Genomic DNA, 18,849 nt, shown 5'->3' on the forward strand with positions numbered 1-18,849 from the left:
AGGAAGGTGCCACACACATGACTTATGCCGGCGACATCACCCCGAAGCAGGCGTGGGAGATATTGCGCGACGATCCACGGGCGGTCCTGGTGGACGTGCGCACCGAGGCCGAATGGAAATTCGTCGGCATTCCCGACACCAGTGCCATCGACCGGCAGACCGTGCTGATCGAATGGGTCGACGGCACCGGCGCGCGTAACGCCGATTTCGCCCAGCAGCTGAGCACCATCCTCGACGGCCGCGATCCCGACGCCCCCGTGGTGTTCCTGTGTCGTTCCGGTCAGCGTTCCGCACATGCGGCGACCGTGGCGACCAGCGTGGGTATCGAGCCCGCGTACAACGTCAGCGAGGGTTTCGAGGGTCCGCTCGACGAGTTCGGTCACCGCGGCGGCGCCGGTTGGCGCGCCGACGGCCTACCCTGGCGCCAGTCGTGATCACCGGCGGTGCGTTCAACCGGCCGCTGCCGGAGGGTGTCGGGCCCGCCACCCTGGGTGTGCGTGGCGGAGTGCGGCGTTCGGGTTTCGAGGAGACCTCCGAGGCGCTGTATCTGACGTCGGGTTTCGTCTACGAGAGCGCCGAAGCGGCCGAGGCCGCGTTCACCGGCGAGGTCGAGCATTTCGTCTACTCCCGGTACGGCAACCCGACGGTCGCCATGTTCGAGGAGCGGATGCGGCTGATCGACGGCGCCGAAGCGTGTTTCGCCACGGCCAGCGGTATGGCCGCGGTCTTCACCGCGCTCGGCGCGCTGCTCGGCGCGGGTGATCGGCTGGTCGCCGCGCGCAGCCTGTTCGGCTCGTGCTTCGTGGTGTGCAACGAGATACTGCCGCGCTGGGGTGTGGAGACGGTGTTCGTCGACGGCGAAGACCTCGACCAGTGGGAGCAGGCGCTGTCGGTGCCGACCACGGCCGTGTTCTTCGAGACGCCGGCCAATCCCATGCAGACCCTGGTCGACGTGCGCCGGGTGAGCGAGATGGCCCATGCCGCCGGTGCGAAAGTGGTGCTGGACAACGTCTTCGCGACGCCGCTGCTGCAACGCGGCTTCGAACTCGGCGCCGATGTGGTGGTGTATTCCGGTACCAAGCACATCGACGGACAGGGGCGGGTGCTCGGCGGCGCGATCCTGGGCGCCGAGGACTACATCGGCGGTCCGGTCAAGAATCTGATGCGGCACACCGGTCCGGCCTTGAGCCCGTTCAACGCGTGGACCCTGCTCAAGGGCCTGGAGACCATGCCGCTGCGGGTGCGTCATTCGACCGAATCGGCGTTGCGGATCGCGCGTTTCCTCGAGGGCAACGATGCGGTGAGCTGGGTGAAATACCCATTCCTCGAATCGCATCCGCAGTACGACCTGGCCGAGAGCCAGATGAGTGGTGGCGGCACGGTGGTCACCTTCGAGCTGAACGCGCCCGAGCACGAGGCGAAGAAACGCGCCTTCGAGGTGTTGAACCGGCTGCGCATCATCGACCTGTCCAACAACCTCGGTGATGCGAAAACCCTCATCACCCACCCGGCAACGACGACCCATCGCGCGATGGGGCCGGAGGGACGCGCGACCATCGGCCTGACCGATGGCGTCGTGCGTATTTCGGTGGGGCTCGAGGATGTGGAGGATCTGCTCGGGGATCTGGAGCATGCGTTGAGCTGAGGTTCCTACGCTGCGGAAACGGCCGGTGTCGATGAGGGCACCGGCCTTTTTCGACCCTTGGCATTGACAGTATGCTGTCAAATATGACAGCATACTGTCATGGACATGAAGACAGTGCATGTAGCCGTTTATGATCTGCTCGCCGACTGGGAAGTGGGTGCGGCGATCGCGCACATCGGCGGCAATGTGAATTTGCAGCGCGAGCCGGGTGGTTTCCGGATTCGGACGGTCGGGGCGTCGGTCGAGCCGGTCACGACGATGGGTGGGATGCGGATCGTGCCGGATATGGCGCTCGCCGATCTCGATCCGGCCGACAGTGCGTTGCTGATCTTGCCCGGATCCGGGGGTTGGGACAACGGTGAACTCGGTGAATTCGCCGCCGAGGCACGGAAATTCCTCGATGCCGGTGTTCCGGTCGCGGCCATCTGTGGCGCGACGTTCGGGTTGGCGCGCGAAGGGCTGCTCGACGGACGCAAGCACACCAGCGGGGCCGCCGAATACCTCGCTTACAGCGGATACACCGGTGGTGCGAACTATGTGGAGGAGCCCGCCGTCACCGATGGCGACCTGATCACCGCTGGCCCGGCCGCTCCATGGGAATTCGCCCGCGAGATCTTCGCCAGGATCGATCTCTACGAGCCGCACATCCTCGACGCCTGGTACCGGCTCTTCGCGCAGCGCGATGCCTCGGCGTTCCCGGTGCTCGCCGAACAGGAGGCCAAGGCGGCGGCTTCGTGAGCGCGGAGGACGCGCCCGATGAGCGGGAGCTGTTCAGCACCGCCGCGATCACCGTGTTCCGTCTGAACGGCCAATTCCTCTCCATCGCCGAGGAATTGGCCGCTCCGGCCGGGCTCACCGCCGCGTGGTGGCAGGTGCTCGGTGCGGTCCTGCGCGAACCACTGCCGGTCGCGGGCGTCGCGCGCGCGATGGGCATCACGCGCCAGAGCGTGCAACGCATCGCCGACCTGCTCGTCGGCAAGGGGTTGGCCGAATATCGCCCGAATCCGGCGCATCGCCGCGCCAAGCTCGTCGCCATCACCGAAGCGGGCCGCGACGCCATCGCCAAGATCAACCCGCAACACGCCGTCATGGCCGAACTCCTGGCCGAAGAACTCGGCGCCGACTTCGCCCCCACCGTCGCCGCACTGACCCGCCTGACCGATGCGCTCGACGCGATCACCGGCGATCGGTAGGCGGTCGTCGTCGGCCGATCCTCTCGCGGCCATGGCGATGCGCTCAGTCGGCGAAAGGGGTGGAGGTTCGGCCGATCAGATCCGCGACCGAGTCCACTACGAGGGTCGGGCGGTAGGGGTACTGCTCGACGGAGGCGCGGGTGGAGATTCCGGTGGTGACCAGGATTGTGCGTAGACCGGCTTCCATGCCGGAGATGACGTCGGTGTCCATGCGGTCGCCGATCATGACGCTGGTGCGGGAATGGGCGCCGATGCGGCGCAGGGCCGAGCGCATCATCAGGGGGTTGGGTTTGCCGACGTAGTACGGTTCGCGGCCGGTCGCGCGGGTGATCAGGGCGGCAACCGAACCCGTCGCGGGTAGGACGCCGTCGCGGGACGGGCCGGTGGCGTCGGGGTTGGTGGCGATGAACCGGGCGCCGCGCTCGACCAGGCGGATCGCGGTGGTGATCGCCTCGAACGAATAGGTGCGGGTCTCACCGAGTACCACGTAGTCGGGATCGCTGTCGGTGAGGACGTAGCCGATCTCGTGCAACGCGGTGGTGAGCCCGGATTCGCCGACCACGTACGCGGTGCCGCGTGGTCGCTGTTCGTGCAGGAAGGTCGCGGTGGCCAGGGCTGAGGTCCAGATCGCCTCCTCCGGGATGTCGAGACCGCTGTGCCGGAGGCGGGCCTGGAGATCGCGCGGGGTGCGAATGGAGTTGTTGGTGAGGACCAGGAACGGGATCTCCTTGTCCCGCAGCTCGGACAGGAACTCGTCGGCGCCGGGAACCAGATGGTCCTCGTGCACGAGCACGCCGTCCATATCGGTCAGGTAGGAAAGGATCCGATCGTCTGCGGAGGTCACCCGGCCAATTGTCCGCTATCGGCGGCCGGGCGGGGCGCATTGCGTGGTACGTCACGCCGAGTCGCGGGATCGACGCCCTCTGCCGGGAACCGGGGCGAACTCACGGCGTACTCTCCCGAATTCGCCGCACCGGCCCTTCTCGCGTGCGCCGCGAGGGTTTCTCGCGTTCGCCGCATCTGCCCTTCTTGCGTGCGCCGCGAGGGTTTACTCGCGTTCGGCGCAACGGCCTTTCTCGCGTTCGGCGCAACCGCGCGGCGATCGTCATGACCGACCCCCGGCACCGGCCTTCGTGCAGACGTGCCGTGCGCATTCTCGTGGCAGGGCTTCAGCGCGCCCGCCCCGCTGGCTATGGTCGAAGGCGGACCGCGCCGAAGCGATGGCGCGGGTAGCGATGCAGGTTGCGGCGCCGGGAACAAATCTTCGGCCGCTCTCGGCTGTATCGAGCGATCGCGGAAGCGATGCAATGGTGTGCGGTGACTCCGCACGATGGCGACAGGAGTGGCGCAGGTGGCGGATCTCAAACTCGGGTACAAGGCGTCGGCGGAACAGTTCGGACCACGGGAGCTGGTCGAGCTCGCGGTGCTGGCCGAGGAGCACGGCCTCGACAGCGCGACGGTCAGCGACCACTTCCAGCCCTGGCGGCACAAGGGCGGACACGCGCCGTTCTCACTGGCCTGGATGGCCGCGGCGGGTGAACGCACCGAGCGCATCCTGCTCGGCACCTCCGTGCTGACCCCGACCTTCCGCTACAACCCGGCCGTGATCGCGCAGGCCTTCGCGACGATGGGTTGTCTGTACCCGGACCGGGTGATGCTCGGTGTCGGCACCGGTGAGGCGCTCAACGAGATCGCCACCGGATACACCGGCGAATGGCCGGAATTCAAGGAGCGTTTCGCGCGGCTGCGGGAATCGGTCGATCTCATGCGCGCGCTGTGGACCGGCGACCGGACCGATTTCGACGGCCAGTACTACCGCACCGTCGGCGCGTCCATCTACGACGTGCCCAAGGGCGGCATCCCCGTCTACATCGCGGCCGGTGGCCCCCTGGTCGCCAGGTACGCGGGCCGCGCCGGTGACGGCTTCATCTGCACCTCCGGCAAGGGTATGGACCTCTACACCGAGAAGCTGATGCCCGCCGTCGCCGAGGGCGCGGCCAAGGTGGGACGCGAGGTTGCCGATATCGATCGGATGATCGAGATCAAGATCTCCTACGACACCGATCCGGAGCTGGCGCTGGAGAACACCCGGTTCTGGGCGCCGCTGTCATTGACCGCCGAGCAGAAGCACTCCATCACCGATCCCATCGAGATGGAGGCCGCCGCCGACGCGCTGCCGATCGAGCAGATCGCCAAGCGGTGGATCGTCGCCAGCGATCCCGATGCCGCCGTCGCCCAGATCAAGCCGTACCTGGACGCGGGGCTCAACCACCTGGTCTTCCACGCTCCCGGCCACGATCAGCGCCGCTTCCTGGATCTGTTCCAGCGGGATCTCGCGCCGCGCCTGCGCGCACTGGGCTGACGCGCGTTTTCCTGCACCGCGCCCCTGACGCCGCACCCGAGGCCCCACGTGCGGCGTCAGGTCTATGTCGAGGCGAGAGGTGGGCAGCGAGTCGGACCGCCACTCGTGAACTGGTTCGGATGACCCTGGTAGGTGCGGCCGTCGCCGTGCGGGGGAAGCCGTCGCGAACCGACCTGGTCCAGCGCCTGTTCAGGCTCGGGTCAGGGCAAAGATGCGCAGGTCGCGGGTGGTGCGTTCACGGTAGGCGCCGTAGGCGGGGGTGACCTCGATGAACCGCTCGTAGACGGCGTCCTTGGCGTCGTCCGCGACCGGCGTCGCCGTGACGGGGATGGTCTCGCCCGCGATGACGACGGTCGCCGCCGGGTTCGCCAGCAGGTTCCCGGTCCACGCCGGGTGATGGGCCTGGCCGAAATTGCTGCCGACCACATAGAGCGTGTCGCCGTCGTGGACGTACAGCAGCGGCTGGGTGCGCGGCTGACCGGATTTGCGTCCGGTGGTGGTGAGCAGGATGACCGGCGCTCCGATGGGTCCGAGCAGGGTGCGTTTGCCGTTGGTGCGGCGCAGCACGGCGCGGTCGGCGGGGGTGAGTGTGCGAATCAACCACGAACCGGGTTTGCTCGCGGCGATCGGATGCGCGAGGCGCGAGAGCAGGTTGTCGCGGGAACCCCATTGGGTATTCGGAAACGGCTCGGCCATTCCGGGGACTATATCCGGCGGGTCGAACCGTCGGCCGGTGTTGTACACGGCACAATCCGGCGCTGATCGTCGCCCTGTCCGATTGCCGCGGGTTCACTAAGCTCTGCGATATGGCCGACTCAGCTCCGTCCACCGTCTACATAGCCTCACCCGAAGGCGACACCGGTAAGAGCACGGTGGCGCTCGGCGTCTTGCAGATGTTGTGCGCGACCACCGCGCGCGTCGGGGTGTTCCGGCCGATCACCCGGTCGACCGATGAGCCCGACTACATCCTGGAGCTGCTGCTCGAGCACAGCACCGCCGATATCGATTACGCGCAGGCCATCGGTGTCACCTACGAGCAGGTGCATGCCGATCCCGATGCCGCGATCAGCGAGATCGTGATGCGGTTCCACGAGGTCGCCAAGGCCTGTGATGCGGTGGTGGTGATCGGCAGCGATTACACCGATGTGGCCAGCCCGAGCGAGCTGCGCTACAACGCCAGGATCGCGGTGAACCTCGGCGCACCGGTGCTGCTGGTGGTTCGCGGTTCCGACCGCAGCCCCGACGAGGTGAAGCAGCTGGCGGAGCTGTGTTCATCGGAGTTGTCGGCCGAGCACGCACAGCTGGCCGCCATCATCGCCAACCGCTGCGATCCCGCACAGCTCGATCAGGTGTGCGCCGCGCTGTCCGGTTTCGCGGTGCCGTCGTGGACGCTGCCCGAGGTGCCGTTGCTGATCGCGCCGACCATGGCCGAGTTGTGCGCCGCCATCGACGGTGAGATGTACAGCGGCGATCCGGAGTTGCTGCACCGCGAGGCCTTGAAGATCATGGTCGGCGGTATGACGGCCGAACACATTCTGGAGCGGTTGGTCGACGGTGAGGTGGTCATCGCGCCCGGTGATCGCTCCGATGTGCTGCTCAGTGTGGTGAACGCACATGAGGCGGAGGGCTTTCCGTCGTTGGCGGGCATCATCATGAACGGTGGTCTGCTGCCGCATCCTGCGGTCGCCCGGCTGATGACCGGTCTGAAGCCGAAGCTGCCGATCCTCACCACCTCGCTCGGTACCTACGACACCGCGGGCGCCGCCCACCGCACCCGCGGGCGCATGTCGGCGGGCAATCCGCGCAAGGTCGACACCGCACTCGCCCTGATGGAACAGCATGTCGACGCCGGTGAGTTCCTCCGCAGGCTCGAGGTGCCGCGCTCCACCGTGGTGACCCCACAGATGTTCGAATACCAGCTCATCGAACGGGCACGGGCCGACCGCAAACGCATCGTGCTGCCCGAGGGCGACGACGATCGGATCCTGCGCGCCGCTGGCCGTGTCTTGCAGCGCAAGATCGCCGACCTGGTGATTCTCGGTGACGAGACCGCCATCCGGGCGCGCGCCGCCGAACTCGGCGTCGACATCACCGACGCCGAGGTCCTCGATCCGAGCACCTCCGAGCACCTCGAGGACTTCGCCCGCGAATACACCGAACTGCGCAAACACAAGGGCATGACGCTCGAGCGGGCCCGCGAAACCGTCTCCGATATCTCCTATTTCGGCACGATGATGGTGCATCGGGGCATCGCCGACGGCATGGTGTCGGGTGCCGCGCACACCACCGCGCACACCATCCGGCCCTCGTTCGAGATCATCAAGACGGTGCCGGGTGTGTCGACGGTGTCGAGTGTGTTCCTGATGTGTCTGGCCGACCGTGTGCTCGCCTACGGCGACTGCGCCGTGGTACCGGACCCGACGTCGGAACAGCTCGCCGATATCGCGGTGTCCTCGGCAGCGACGGCGGCGCGATTCGGGATCGATCCGCGGGTGGCGATGCTGTCGTATTCGACCGGGGAATCCGGCAGCGGCGCGGATGTGGACAAGGTGCGGGTGGCCACCAAACTGGTGCGCGAACGTTCACCCGAACTGCTGGTGGAGGGCCCGATCCAGTACGACGCCGCGATCGAGCCGACCGTGGCCGACGCCAAACTGCCCGACTCCGAAGTCGCCGGGCGCGCAACGGTGTTCATCTTCCCCGACCTCAATACGGGCAACAACACCTACAAGGCGGTGCAGCGCAGCGCCGGAGCGATCGCGATCGGTCCGGTGTTGCAGGGTCTGCGCAAGCCCGTCAACGATTTGTCCCGTGGTGCGCTGGTCGCCGATATCGTCAATACCGTGGCCATCACCGCGATCCAGGCGCAGGGCGAATGAGCCCTGTCGCGCGGGTCACAGGGGTGGAACAAGCGGGTCCGGTGCGGGGTTACCGGGAGTGTGCCGGGTTCGTTGACGCGGCGGTGGCGTCGGAGGAGGCGTGATGGGTAACGAGCGTGTGCTGGTCATCAACTCGGGCTCGTCGTCGATCAAATATCAGCTGCTGGAACCGGATTCCGGTGCGATCACCGCATCGGGGCTGGTGGAGCGAATCGGTGAGGACGACGGCCGCATCGAGCACACGGTGGACGGGCACACCGTCGAGCATCGCGGTCCGATCGCCGACCACACCGCCGGGCTGCGGCTGGCCTTCCGGATGTTCGCCGAATCCGGCCATGATCTGACCGATGAGGCGATGACGGCGGTCGGGCATCGGGTGGTGCACGGCGGCGAGGTGTTCTACCGGCCCACGCTGCTCGACGATCGCGCCATCGCCACCATCTCCGAACTGTCGGCCTTGGCCCCGCTGCACAATCCGGCCAATGTGATGGGTATCGAAGCGGTCAGTGCGCTGCTGCCCGATATCCCGCAGGTCGCGGTCTTCGACACCGCGTTCTTCCATGATCTGCCCGACGCCGCCAAGACCTACGCGATAGACGCGAAAGTCGCGGCAGCCCACGGCATTCGTCGATACGGATTTCACGGGACTTCACACGAGTACGTCTCCGGGCAGGCGGCGAAACTGCTGGACCGCGCACCCGACGAGATCTCCCAGATCGTGTTCCATCTCGGCAACGGCGCCTCGGCCTCGGCGATCCGTGACGGCAAGCCCGTGGACACCACCATGGGACTCACACCGTTGGAGGGCCTGGTCATGGGCACCCGCACCGGTGATCTCGATCCGGGCATCATCGCGCATCTGATGCGTTCGGCGAATATGGACATCGACCGGATCGATGAACTGCTGAACCGCAATTCGGGACTCAAGGGATTGTCCGGCGTCAACGACTTCCGCGAACTGCGGCGGCTCATCGACGACGGCGATCGCGCCGCACAGCTGGCCTACGACGTCTACATCCACCGCCTGCGGCGCTATCTCGGCGCGTACCTGATCGAACTGGGCGGCGTGGACGCCATCACCTTCACCGCCGGTGTGGGGGAGAACAGCCCCGATGTGCGCGCCGATGCGTTGGCCGGTCTGGAACGGTTCGGGATCGCTGTCGACCCGGAGCGCAATCATGCGAAAGGCCGGTCCGCGCGGTTCATTTCGCCACCGGAGGCGGACGTGGCCGTGCTGGTCGTGCCGACGAACGAAGAACTCGCGATCGCGCGGGCGGCGCAGCAGGTGGTCGCCGGGATCGCGGGCTGAGGCCCGGACCGGCGATCCGGTCCAGCAGGGGTCGGCGGCGGGTTCGCTCAGAACCAGGTCGTCGCCCTGATCGCATTGGCGAGATCGACCAGCGCGTACCGATGTGTGCGGTTGGGCGAGATCCGCGCCAGGGTGCGCAGGCCGACCTCGGTGCCATCGCGCAGATCGCGTTCGGTGAACGGCTCGCCGAACAGGGTGGCGTCCGGCCGTTTCGGAGTGTTGCCCGCCTGCAACCAGGCAAGAGCCGCGCCGAGCACCAGTAGACGCAACTGCACCGCGCGGTGCTCGGCGGCGGGTAGCGCCTGCACCCGCGCCGCCGCGATATGCAAGGTGTTCTCCTCGAGTTCGTCGGGTGGAGTCGCGGTGAGCAGGAGTAGGACGGCGGTCATCCGAGCGGTGGTGAAGTAGCGCGATGTCGGCGGCACCTCGTCGAGCGCGCGCACTGCGTCATCGACCCGGCCCGCATGGGTGAGTTGCCTGGACAGACCGAACGCCGCGCTCACCACACCGTGATCGGTGCGCCAGACGGTGGCGTAGAACTTCTCCGCGTATGCGCGCCACTGCTCCGGGTCGATGGAATCCCACTGTTGCAGCACGAGTTCCGCGGTTGCTGCGAGGGCGAGCTTGGGTGCGATCTCGCCGGGCAGCACGTTCAGGACGGCATCGAATCGGGCGAAAGCCTTCTCGAAATCGAGTTCGACCAGTTCGGCGAGACCGGTGTACCAGTCGACGCGCCAGTCCCGGTCCGCGGCGGGTATGCCGTCGAGCACGTGGGTAGCCGCCGCCGGCTCGCCGCGGTCCAGCCGCACACGCGCTTCGGCCAGCCGCAACTCCGCCTCGAGATTCGCCGGAGCGTTATCGGGATCGGCCGCCGCGCGCTCCCTCGCGTCGTCCAGGGCCTCCAATGCGTGTTCCGGATCGGGATGCACCGCGGCGGTCAGCAGCGGTGCCGAGGGATCGGCCGGATCGACGATCGGCACCGGTAGGGCCAACGCCACCTCGCGAGCCGACAGCTCGGCGCTGCGGGCGACACCATCGGCGTAGGCGTCGGTCTGACCGAGCAATTCCTCGGTGCCGAATCCGGCGCGCTGTGGACTGAACACTGTGGACAGCTGTGGATGTTCGGCGCCGGTCTCGATCGCGAGGATCTCCCGCAGCACCCCGGCCAGCTGCGCGGACATGGCGCGCGCGGAGGGGAAGCGGCGTGCGGGATCCGGATCGGTCGCGCACAGCAGCAGCCGGTAGAAGAACTCGTGCTGAGCGAGCACCGGATGCTCGGCCGGATCGGGAATGCCGTCGAGGTAGCGGCCGTGTTCCATCGGCATGTCGACGGTGAGCACGGCGAGGGTGCGGCCGACGGTGTAGATGTCGGAGGCGACTGTCGGTCCCGTCTTGGCGATCTCCGGCGCCTGGAATCCCCTGGTGCCGTACAGGTTCCCGTACGCCTCGATGGTGGCGACGGCACCGAGATCGATGAGTTTGACCTGATCCTCGGTGACCATGATGTTGTCGGGTTTGAGATCGTTGTAGGTGAGTCCGATCGAATGCAGATGGTCAAGTGCGGGCAGCACCTCGAGCACATAGGCGATGGCCTCGGCGACCGGCATACGCTCCGGGCGCGGATGGCTGTCGAGAATATCGCGCAAGGATCGGCCGCCGACGTATTCCATGACGATGTAGCCGACCGGTGTGCCATCCGAACCGGTGTGCTCGACGAAGTTGTGGATCTTGACGATGCTCGGATGCGCGACCTCGGCGAGGAACTGCCGCTCCGCCACCGCCACGGCCTGCGCCTCGGCGTCACGCGCGTGCAGCAGACCCTTGAGCACCACCCATCGGTCGCTCACATTGCGATCGATCGCCAGATAGATCCAGCCGAGCCCACCGTGGGCGAGGCAGCCCTGGATCTCGTACTGGCCCGACACCATATCGCCGGGATGTAGCGACGGCCGGAAATCGAATGGCGCACCGCACTTGTCGCAGGTGCCGACGGTGGTCGCCGGATGCGTCGGCGTCGCCCGCCCCACCGGCGAATTGCACCGCCAGCAGAACCGCTTACCCTCGGCGACAACCGGATCCGCCAACACGGCATCACGCGGATCGGCAGGCTCCACCGTAGGAATCTCCACCAACCCCGCCCCCAGCTTGCGCACCGCGGGACGCGACAGCGCCGTGCGCACACTCCGGCCCGAGGTCCGCATGGTGGCAGCCGAATCGCGACCGGGGGCACCGGACCGGCCGGGTGTCATCTGGGTGCCCGGTATCGCCTGGGTGCCGGGGACCGCCTGGGTGCCGAGTGGCGGCTCCGGGAGCGCGGGTGAGCCGGATTCGGCTGTGCCCGGTACCGCCTGCGTGGCAGGGCCGGGTCGAGGCTCACGGATCGAGGGATGGTCGGGCTCGCCCGCCATGCGCGGGGCTGTCGCCCGCACGCCAGAGCCCGGTTGCGGTTGCCGGGTCGCGGTCGAGTCAGGTGTGGCTACTCGGTGTGGTGCCGCCTGGGGGTCGGAGCCCGATTGCGGTTCGGAGGTCGCGGGTGAGTGGGTTTGGTCTGCTGAGTGTGGAGCCGTTGGTGTGGCGGGCCGATTTGTTCCCGCAGGATCGGCTGTCGGTGGAGCGAAAGGCGGTTGGGGCTCGGCCTTGGCGTGGCGACCGGAGGTATCGGTGGTCGGTGGGGTCGGGCGGGTCGGTTCGGTGGCGGAGTCGTCGGATTCGGGGTGGGGGCCGCCGGTGGCGTTCAGCGGGTCGGCGGCGCCCGCGGCATCGTCGGATGTCGCGGGTTCCTCCGGGGGGCCGCCGGTTCTGCGCATCGGTCAGTCCTGATAGACCGGATCGGGTGGGCGGGGGGTCTCGCCGAGTACGGATAGCCAGCGGTCGTAGATGCGGGTCCAGGTGCCGTCGGCGCGGATGCGGGCCAGGGTGCCGTTGACGAAGCGCACGAGATCGTCGTTGCCCTTGGAGATTCCGATGGCGTAGGGCTCCTCGCTGATGTCCGGGCCCACCACATGGGTGTAGGGGTCCTGGGCCGCGAGGCCCGCCAGGATCGCGTCATCGGTGCTGACCGCGTCGACCTGGCGCTGCTGGAGCACCACGAGACAGTCGGCCCAGGTGGGCACGCTCAATATGGTGGCGGTGGGCTGATGGCGGCGGATATGGTCCACCGAGGTGGTTCCGGCCACGATGCAGACCCGCTTACCGGCCAGATCCGGCAGGGTCTCGATCCCCGAACCCTTCACCGCCAGCACCCGCTGATGCGCGAGCAGATACACGGTGGAGAACGAAACCCGTTGCCGCCGCTCACAAGTGACGGTCATGGTCTTCACCACCAGATCCACCGAATGGTCCTGGAGCGCCTTCTCCCGGTCGGCCGAGGACAGGCTCCGGTATTCGATGAGATCCGGGCTGCCCAGCAGATCGCGGGCGACCTCCCTGGCGATATCGGCGTCGAATCCGACGATCGCGCCGCTGATCGGATCGCGGAAGCTGAACAGATTGCTGCCCGCGTCCAGGCCGACCACCAGACGTCCGCGGGCGCGGATGGCGTCGAGCGCGGGTCCGCTGGCGGCGGTGCTGGGGCGCAGGCTCGCGGTGGGATCACCACAATCCGGTTCGGGTTTCGGCGTCACGCTGGTATCGGTGCTGATCGTCTCCGCCTGCGCGGGCAGCGGCGGCGAGGTGAAATCTGTGCCGTCGATGGCGGTGCGCATGGTCGGCTCGGTGGCACAGCTGCCGATCAGGGCCGCCGCGGCGAGCACCAGGGCGGTGCGTACGGTTCTCATCGATACTCCCGCAGTCGGGGCCAGACACCCAGCACCACGCAGGCCGCGGCGAGAATGCCGAGGATCAGCGCACCGGGTGCGAGGAAATCCAATACTCGCGCGCTCTGAGAGATGTCATCGCGCAGGTTGTTCCGGGTGTCGGCGATCCCGGCGGCCAGCGCCTTGTCGAGGGCGTCGACCTGTGCCGCCGCGTCGGCGGCGCCCGGTCCGGTCGCCACGGCCGCCGCGGCGACGAAATCACCGCGGTCGAGCGCCTGGTTCATCCGCAGATGTGCGGCATGCCAACGATCCAGTGCCGCACGGGCATCCGCGGCGCCGGGTGCGTCATCGGCGAGCAGTTCGGTGAGCCTGGTCCGGTTGGCGTCGTAGGTGAGGTCGTAGTCGCCGGTGGCGTCGCGGCGCACCAGCTTCAGCGTTTCCGCGGAACGGGCCTGCTGAGCCAGGATCCGACTCTCGGTGAGACGGTCGGCGGGCAGCGCGGCATCCTCGCGGCCGCGGATCATCGACGTCGCCGAGATGGCTCCCGCGACCACCGTCCACACCAGCAGCAGCACCACCGCGCCCGAGGCGAGCAGCAGTCCAGGGTTGAAGGTGCGATGCCAGCGTCGCGCGAAATCCACCTGGGCCAAGACCAATCCGGCCAATGTCAGCACCAGCAGGGCGATCGCCACCCACGGCGGCCGCACATGACGACGTTGCGCAACGTCGACCGCATCGGAGCGGTGCTGCTGTAGTTCGCCCGCCATCGGCAGCAGTCTGGTCTGCATCTGGTTCGACGCTTCGCTCAGATAGGCGGCGCCGACCGGATAGCCGCTGCGGTTGTTGGCCCGCGCGGTTTCGATCAGTCCGGTGTAGACCGGTAGCCCGGTGGAGATGCCGGTGCGCAGCCGCTGATCGGTGCCCTGCCCGGACAGTGCGGCGAGTTCGGCCGCCGATTCGCCGACGGCCTGGCTGTAGCGATCGCGCACATGCTGTGGTTCCAGGCCGCCGGAGATGAACGCCGTCGCGGCCGCTGCGTCGGCGACCGAGAGCGAGGTGTAGATCCGGTGTGCGGAGTGGGCGTCGGGTTCGGTTTCGGCGAGTAGGACGTCAAGGCCGTTCTGCCGCTCGTTGACCGTCACCGCCGTCACCACACCGGCGGCCAGGCACACCATCGCCAGTAGTAGCCCGACCCCGATCAGTCTGCCCGGTGTGGACCGGGCGAACGACCGTAGATTGGCCGGGTCCAGCTGTTCCCGCATCGCCCGCACATGCGGGCGCATCGGGAGCCGTCGCCCACTCCCGTTCGGCGGCTCGGCATCGGTCGCCGGCTCCAGTACCGCCGCCGCCCGATCCGCTGCCAACCGCGTCATGTCCACCTCCCCGCTCAGGGGCGCCTCTTTGCGCTGATTCGGAGCCTATTCTGTCTGGCCCCGTCCTGTGCGCCGAGAACTCATCCATTCGCAATGAGCTCGGTCCGCCACCGTAACCGGCCAAGGTTAGTGGCCTCGCACGGGTATGCGGGGCGTGTCGCCGATCGTCGGCCGGGTCGGCCCGGAGCCACACCGACCGTGCCCGCTGGTCGCCGGGGCAGGAACGTGCCCGCCGCCGATATCGGATGCTTGCGTCGCACCGACCGTGCCCGCTGGTCGCCGGGGGCAGCAACGTGCCGCCGCCGATATCGGATGCCTGCGTCGCACCGACTGCGCCCGCTGGTCGCCGCGGGTGGGGCACTATGGGGTTGCCAGGTGACAAGGATGGTGCGATATGCGTGGTGACGGCGACGGCTGGTCGCGCGGACCGGATGGGGTCCGCCACTGGGGAAAGTTCGGGGCCGCCGGTCTGCTGCTGCGGGCGCCACTGGAGGGCGGCGGTTCGGCGGTATTGCTACAGCATCGTGCCCCGTGGAGTCATCAGGGCGGTACCTGGGCGTTGCCCGGCGGCGCCCGCGACAGTCATGAGACGCCCATGCACGCCGCGGTGCGCGAGGCCTGGGAGGAAGCCGGGATCGCCTCGACCGATGTCCGGGTGCGTGCCGAACGGGTCACGGCTTGTGCATCCAGTGGCTGGACGTACACCACGGTCATCGCCGATGCCGCGCTCACCCTCGCGACCAGCGCCAACCGGGAGAGCGTCGAACTGGCCTGGGTGCCGGAGGACGAGGTGGACGCGCGTCCACTGCATCCCGGATTCGCGCTGGCCTGGCCCGGACTGCGCGCCGTTCCCGCGCGGGTCGACCTGGCCGGTATCACCCAGGCCCCCGCCCTGGCAGCAGCGTTGCCGCGCACCGTAGACCTCGCCGAGCAGGGCTTCATCTGGTTACACGCCGTCGCGGACGGGCCGGGAGATTTCGCCACGATCATCGAAGGTCTGCTGGATCCGGCCGAGGGTGATACCGCCGCAGAGCAGGCCGAGCCCGCGACCTTCGCATTGACCACCGGCCAGATCTTGTCCTGAGTACTGAGCATGGCGCCTGCCCGCGGTGATGTGATCCCTGCGGGACGGACCACGGCCGCCACCATCCTGCGCACGACCAGGACGGGCATGCCGTATGCGGACGGCGTACCCGCGATGCGCTCGGGTGGGAACCTGGCGCGGTGTTTCTTCGCGGTGCTCGGTCTGGCCGGAGTGGGGCGCGGGCCAGGGCGGATGCGCCCACGGCCGCCAGGTCGCGGCGTTTCATGGCTGCCGCATCAGCGCGACCCCGTCCGCCGCGGCGGGCGGCCTGGCCGCGATGTGCTCAGACGTTGGCGAGCAACGCGGCCTTCAGTTCGCGCGCGGCGGCCTCGGGATCGCGCGCTTCGGTGATTGCCCGAACCACGACGACCCGGTCGGCGCCCGCGGCCAGTACCTCGGGCAGCCGCTGCGCGTCGACTCCGCCGATGGCGAACCACGGCCGGGTCGGATGGGCGTCGGCGGTGGAGCGGACCAGATCGAGTCCGGCGGCGGTCCGGCCCGGTTTGGTGGGGGTGGCCCATATCGGTCCGGCGCAGAAGTAGTCGATGTGTTCGTCGATGGCGGCGAGCCCGGCCTGGGCGCGGTTGTGCGTGGAGCGGCCGATCACCACATCGGGGCCGAGGATGCGGCGCGCGTACCACGGCGGCAGATCGCCCTGACCGAGGTGGAGGACGTCCGCGCCCGCGGCGAGCGCCAGATCGGCCCGATCGTTCACCGCGACCAGCGCACCGTGCCTGCGCGCGGCGGCCTTCAATTCGGCGAGGGCGCCGAGCTCGGCCTTGGCCTCCAGCGGGCCGAACTTCTGCTCGCCCGGTGACCCCTTATCGCGTAGCTGGATGATGTCGACTCCGCCCGCGAGTGCGGCCTCGGCGAACTTGGCCAGATCGCCTTTTTCCCGGCGGGCATCGGTGCACAGATACAACCGCGCGGTGGCCAGGCGCTCCCGTGGCGGCAGCGGTCGGTTCGGGTGGGAGGGTTGCACGCCTTCGACCGTAGCCGCGCTACCGTGGGGATGCGAACACGAGGAGGAACGAATGCGGACTCTGGCCGTCGTCGGTGGCGGCGCCATCGGGCTCGCCGCGGCCTGGCGGGCTGCCGAGGCCGGATGGACGGTCACGCTGTTCGATCCCGCTGTCGCCTCCGGCGCCTCCTGGGTTGCCGGTGGGATGCTGGCCCCGCTGTCGGAGGGCTGGCCCGGCGAGGACGCGGTGCTCGCCTTCGGGGCCGCGGCGCTCGCGCATTGGCCCGAATTCGCCGCGCGGCTCGCGGCCACGACCGGCGCCGATGTGTACGTGGCCGAACAAACGCTGACCGTCGCGCTCGACGCCGCCGACGCCGCCGATCTGCGCACCATTGCCGACTGGGTCGGCGACCACGGCCATGACCTGCGCGTTCTCGACCGCGCCGGGGTGCGCGAACTCGAACCGGGACTTGCCCGCACCGTCCGCGCGGGCATGCTGGCCACCGCCGAACCCGCCATCGACAACCGGCTGTTGATCACCGCGCTGCGCCGTGCCGTCGACGCGGCCGGGATACAGCTGCGCGCCGAAACCGTCGACGATCTCGACGCCCTGCCACATGATCGGATCGTGCTCGCCGCTGGCGCGGCCTCGGCTGCGCTGTGGCCCGGACTGCCGGTGCGCCCGGTGAAGGGCGAGATCCTGCGGCTGCGGCACCGGCCGGGCGCGCAACCCGTGCCGACCCGCGTGATCCGGGCGCGGGTGCACGGCAGGCCGGTCTACCTGGTTCCGCGCGGCGACGGAATCGTGGTCGGCGCAACACAATACGAGGCGGGCTTCGATGTGACGGTCACCGTCGGCGGTGTCCGCGACCTGATCGCCGACGCCGAGGCGATCCTGCCGGGCATCGGCGAATACGAACTGGCCGAGGCGAATTGCGGTTCGCGTCCGGGCACCCCGGACAATCTGCCGCTCATCGGCAGGCTCACCGATCGGATCGTCGCCGCCACCGGACACGGTCGCAACGGCATGCTCACCACCGCCATCACCGCCGACGCGGTACTGGCCGAGTTGGCGGACGCCCCGCTGCCCGAGGTGGCCTCGGCCGATCCGCAACGCTTCACGGCGCCGTCCGCGCCGGCTGTCTCATCCGCAGGAGGAGTTCGATGACCGCGATATCTGTGCCCATCGGCGTCACCGTGAACGGCCAGGACCACGAGTTCGCCGAGCCGCTCACGGTGCGTGAGCTGCTCACCCGGCTGGAGCTGCCGTGCCAGGGCGTCGCGCTCGCCGTCGACGGCGCGGTGTTCCCGAAGTCGCGCTGGGACGAGCCGGTCGGCCGTGGCTGGCAGATCGACGTGCTGACGGCGGTCCAGGGTGGCTGACGCACCGGTCGTCGATGCTCCGCTGGAGATCGCGGGCAGGCAGTTCGGGTCGCGGCTCATCATGGGCACCGGCGGTGCCGAGAGCCTGGCCGTGCTGGAGGAGGCGCTGATGGCCTCCGGTACCGAGCTGACCACGGTCGCGATGCGCCGGGTCGACGCGGCGGGCGGCACCGGTGTGCTCGATCTGCTGAAGCGTCTCGATATCGCCCCGCTGCCGAACACCGCCGGCTGCCGCACCGCGGCCGAGGCGGTGCTCACCGCGCAGCTCGCGGCGGAGGCGCTCGACACCAATTGGGTCAAGCTCGAGGTGGTCGCCGATGAGCGCACCCTGCTGCCCGATCCGATCGAACTGCTCGACGCCGCGGAAAAGCTGGTCGACGCCGGTTTCGTGGTGCTGCCCTACACCAACGACGATCCGGTGCTCGCCCGCAGGCTGGAGGAGGCGGGCTGCGCGGCGGTGATGCCGCTCGGCGCCCCGATCGGCACCGGCCTCGGCATCGGTAATCCGCACAATATCGAGATGATCGTGGCCGAGGCCGGTGTGCCGGTGATCCTGGACGCCGGTATCGGCACCGCGAGCGACGCCGCGCTGGCCATGGAACTGGGCTGCTCGGCGGTCCTGCTGGCGACGGCGGTGACCAGGGCGAGGCAGCCCGCGCTCATGGCCGCTGCCATGGCGGATGCGGTGCGCGCCGGTCGCCTGGCGCGCGCGGCCGGTCGGATACCCAAGCGCTTCTGGGCCCAGGCGTCCTCGCCCGCTATCGGCTGATCAGGAGGCACGCTGGCCGGGGCCGCCGACCACGAAGGATCCGCTGGATCCGCACAGACCGGTTCGACGCAGGCGAATACCCCAGGTCCATGTGCCGGAGCCACTGATATCGGTGCCCTTGCCCGGTGCCGGTACG

17 protein-coding genes are annotated in these 18,849 nt (G+C 68.7%); 11 read left to right on the forward strand and 6 right to left on the reverse strand.

What is annotated here, in order from left to right; genetic code table 11:
- Positions 1-17: 17 nt before the first annotated feature.
- From QH168_RS20205 to QH168_RS20220, 4 genes are all read left to right on the forward strand, one after another.
- A complete protein-coding gene (locus tag QH168_RS20205) occupies positions 18-434 on the forward strand; it encodes a rhodanese-like domain-containing protein (protein WP_280236309.1) in 417 nt (138 codons plus the stop codon).
- Entirely contained in the window at positions 431-1,645 is a 1,215-nt protein-coding gene (locus QH168_RS20210) for an O-succinylhomoserine sulfhydrylase (RefSeq protein ID WP_280236310.1), read from the forward strand. The genes QH168_RS20205 and QH168_RS20210 overlap by 4 nt, the downstream gene beginning before the upstream one ends.
- A 105-nt stretch (positions 1,646-1,750) precedes the next feature.
- On the forward strand, positions 1,751-2,383 hold the full coding sequence (locus tag QH168_RS20215; RefSeq protein ID WP_280236311.1) for a DJ-1/PfpI family protein: 633 nt from the start codon (positions 1,751-1,753) through the stop codon (positions 2,381-2,383).
- Positions 2,380-2,838, forward strand: coding sequence for a MarR family winged helix-turn-helix transcriptional regulator (locus tag QH168_RS20220; RefSeq protein WP_280236312.1), 459 nt, complete (start codon positions 2,380-2,382; stop codon positions 2,836-2,838). Before QH168_RS20215 ends, QH168_RS20220 begins: the two co-directional genes overlap by 4 nt.
- 43 nt (positions 2,839-2,881) lie before the next feature.
- Here QH168_RS20220 and QH168_RS20225 read toward each other — a convergent pair whose 3' ends face one another.
- Entirely contained in the window at positions 2,882-3,640 is a 759-nt protein-coding gene (locus QH168_RS20225; RefSeq protein ID WP_432421142.1) for an HAD-IIA family hydrolase, read from the reverse strand.
- Between the two features lie 528 nt (positions 3,641-4,168).
- Between QH168_RS20225 and fgd the strand changes: the two genes are divergently transcribed.
- Complete coding sequence (gene fgd, locus QH168_RS20230) at positions 4,169-5,200, forward strand: glucose-6-phosphate dehydrogenase (coenzyme-F420) (protein WP_280236314.1); 1,032 nt, start codon at positions 4,169-4,171, stop codon at positions 5,198-5,200.
- Positions 5,201-5,389: 189 nt separating this feature from the next.
- On the opposite strand, the gene QH168_RS20235 is transcribed toward fgd, so the two are convergent.
- A complete protein-coding gene (locus QH168_RS20235; protein ID WP_280236315.1) occupies positions 5,390-5,896 on the reverse strand; it encodes a nitroreductase/quinone reductase family protein in 507 nt (168 codons plus the stop codon).
- Positions 5,897-6,006: 110 nt separating this feature from the next.
- Here QH168_RS20235 and pta point away from each other — a divergent pair, with 110 nt between their 5' ends.
- Together pta and QH168_RS20245 are read left to right on the forward strand one after the other, a co-directional pair.
- Positions 6,007-8,079, forward strand: a complete 2,073-nt coding sequence (gene pta, locus QH168_RS20240; protein WP_280236316.1) for a phosphate acetyltransferase — start codon at positions 6,007-6,009, stop codon at positions 8,077-8,079.
- A gap of 103 nt (positions 8,080-8,182) precedes the next feature.
- On the forward strand, positions 8,183-9,388 hold the full coding sequence (locus tag QH168_RS20245; RefSeq protein ID WP_280236317.1) for an acetate kinase: 1,206 nt from the start codon (positions 8,183-8,185) through the stop codon (positions 9,386-9,388).
- Positions 9,389-9,435: 47 nt separating this feature from the next.
- Here the strand turns inward: QH168_RS20245 and QH168_RS20250 are convergent, their stop codons facing one another.
- The 3 genes from QH168_RS20250 to QH168_RS20260 form a co-directional block, all read right to left on the reverse strand.
- Positions 9,436-11,796 (reverse strand): serine/threonine-protein kinase PknG, encoded by a 2,361-nt coding sequence (locus QH168_RS20250; protein ID WP_280236318.1) that lies wholly within the window; start codon positions 11,794-11,796, stop codon positions 9,436-9,438.
- 402 nt (positions 11,797-12,198) lie between these two features.
- Positions 12,199-13,164 (reverse strand): glutamate ABC transporter substrate-binding protein, encoded by a 966-nt coding sequence (locus QH168_RS20255; protein WP_280236319.1) that lies wholly within the window; start codon positions 13,162-13,164, stop codon positions 12,199-12,201.
- On the reverse strand, positions 13,161-14,516 hold the full coding sequence (locus QH168_RS20260) for a hypothetical protein (protein ID WP_280236320.1): 1,356 nt from the start codon (positions 14,514-14,516) through the stop codon (positions 13,161-13,163). The genes QH168_RS20255 and QH168_RS20260 overlap by 4 nt, the downstream gene beginning before the upstream one ends.
- A 394-nt stretch (positions 14,517-14,910) precedes the next feature.
- On the opposite strand from QH168_RS20260, the gene QH168_RS20265 reads away from it, so the two are divergent.
- Positions 14,911-15,600, forward strand: coding sequence for an NUDIX hydrolase (locus tag QH168_RS20265; RefSeq protein WP_280236321.1), 690 nt, complete (start codon positions 14,911-14,913; stop codon positions 15,598-15,600).
- A gap of 283 nt (positions 15,601-15,883) precedes the next feature.
- On the opposite strand, the gene thiE is transcribed toward QH168_RS20265, so the two are convergent.
- Positions 15,884-16,582 carry a thiamine phosphate synthase gene (gene thiE / locus QH168_RS20270; protein WP_280236322.1) on the reverse strand — a complete coding sequence of 233 codons (699 nt, stop codon included), beginning with the start codon at positions 16,580-16,582 and terminating at the stop codon, positions 15,884-15,886.
- Between the two features lie 52 nt (positions 16,583-16,634).
- On the opposite strand from thiE, the gene thiO reads away from it, so the two are divergent.
- Genes thiO through QH168_RS20285 form a run of 3 tightly spaced genes read left to right on the forward strand, consistent with a single transcriptional unit; the run spans position 16,635 to position 18,713 of the window.
- Positions 16,635-17,729: a glycine oxidase ThiO gene (thiO, locus tag QH168_RS20275; RefSeq protein ID WP_280236323.1), complete on the forward strand. Its 1,095-nt coding sequence runs from the start codon at positions 16,635-16,637 to the stop codon at positions 17,727-17,729.
- Positions 17,726-17,944, forward strand: coding sequence for a sulfur carrier protein ThiS (thiS, locus tag QH168_RS20280; RefSeq protein ID WP_163823531.1), 219 nt, complete (start codon positions 17,726-17,728; stop codon positions 17,942-17,944). The genes thiO and thiS overlap by 4 nt, the downstream gene beginning before the upstream one ends.
- Entirely contained in the window at positions 17,937-18,713 is a 777-nt protein-coding gene (locus QH168_RS20285) for a thiazole synthase (RefSeq protein ID WP_280236324.1), read from the forward strand. The genes thiS and QH168_RS20285 overlap by 8 nt, the downstream gene beginning before the upstream one ends.
- Positions 18,714-18,849 lie beyond the last annotated feature (136 nt).

The organism is Nocardia cyriacigeorgica (assembly GCF_029868385.1).
GTDB classification, from domain to species: Bacteria; Actinomycetota; Actinomycetes; order Mycobacteriales; family Mycobacteriaceae; genus Nocardia; species Nocardia cyriacigeorgica_F.

Coding starts and splice junctions, on each gene's coding strand:
- QH168_RS20205 (WP_280236309.1), top strand. CDS start 18: ATGACTTATGCCGGCGACATCACCCCGAAGCAGGCGTGGGAGATATTG.
- QH168_RS20215 (WP_280236311.1), top strand. CDS start 1,751: ATGAAGACAGTGCATGTAGCCGTTTATGATCTGCTCGCCGACTGGGAA.
- QH168_RS20225 (WP_432421142.1), bottom strand. CDS start 3,640: ATGGACGGCGTGCTCGTGCACGAGGACCATCTGGTTCCCGGCGCCGAC.
- fgd (WP_280236314.1), top strand. CDS start 4,169: ATGGCGACAGGAGTGGCGCAGGTGGCGGATCTCAAACTCGGGTACAAG.
- QH168_RS20235 (WP_280236315.1), bottom strand. CDS start 5,896: ATGGCCGAGCCGTTTCCGAATACCCAATGGGGTTCCCGCGACAACCTG.
- pta (WP_280236316.1), top strand. CDS start 6,007: ATGGCCGACTCAGCTCCGTCCACCGTCTACATAGCCTCACCCGAAGGC.
- QH168_RS20245 (WP_280236317.1), top strand. CDS start 8,183: ATGGGTAACGAGCGTGTGCTGGTCATCAACTCGGGCTCGTCGTCGATC.
- QH168_RS20250 (WP_280236318.1), bottom strand. CDS start 11,796: ATGGCGGGCGAGCCCGACCATCCCTCGATCCGTGAGCCTCGACCCGGC.
- QH168_RS20255 (WP_280236319.1), bottom strand. CDS start 13,164: ATGAGAACCGTACGCACCGCCCTGGTGCTCGCCGCGGCGGCCCTGATC.
- QH168_RS20260 (WP_280236320.1), bottom strand. CDS start 14,516: ATGACGCGGTTGGCAGCGGATCGGGCGGCGGCGGTACTGGAGCCGGCG.
- QH168_RS20265 (WP_280236321.1), top strand. CDS start 14,911: ATGCGTGGTGACGGCGACGGCTGGTCGCGCGGACCGGATGGGGTCCGC.
- thiO (WP_280236323.1), top strand. CDS start 16,635: ATGCGGACTCTGGCCGTCGTCGGTGGCGGCGCCATCGGGCTCGCCGCG.
- thiS (WP_163823531.1), top strand. CDS start 17,726: ATGACCGCGATATCTGTGCCCATCGGCGTCACCGTGAACGGCCAGGAC.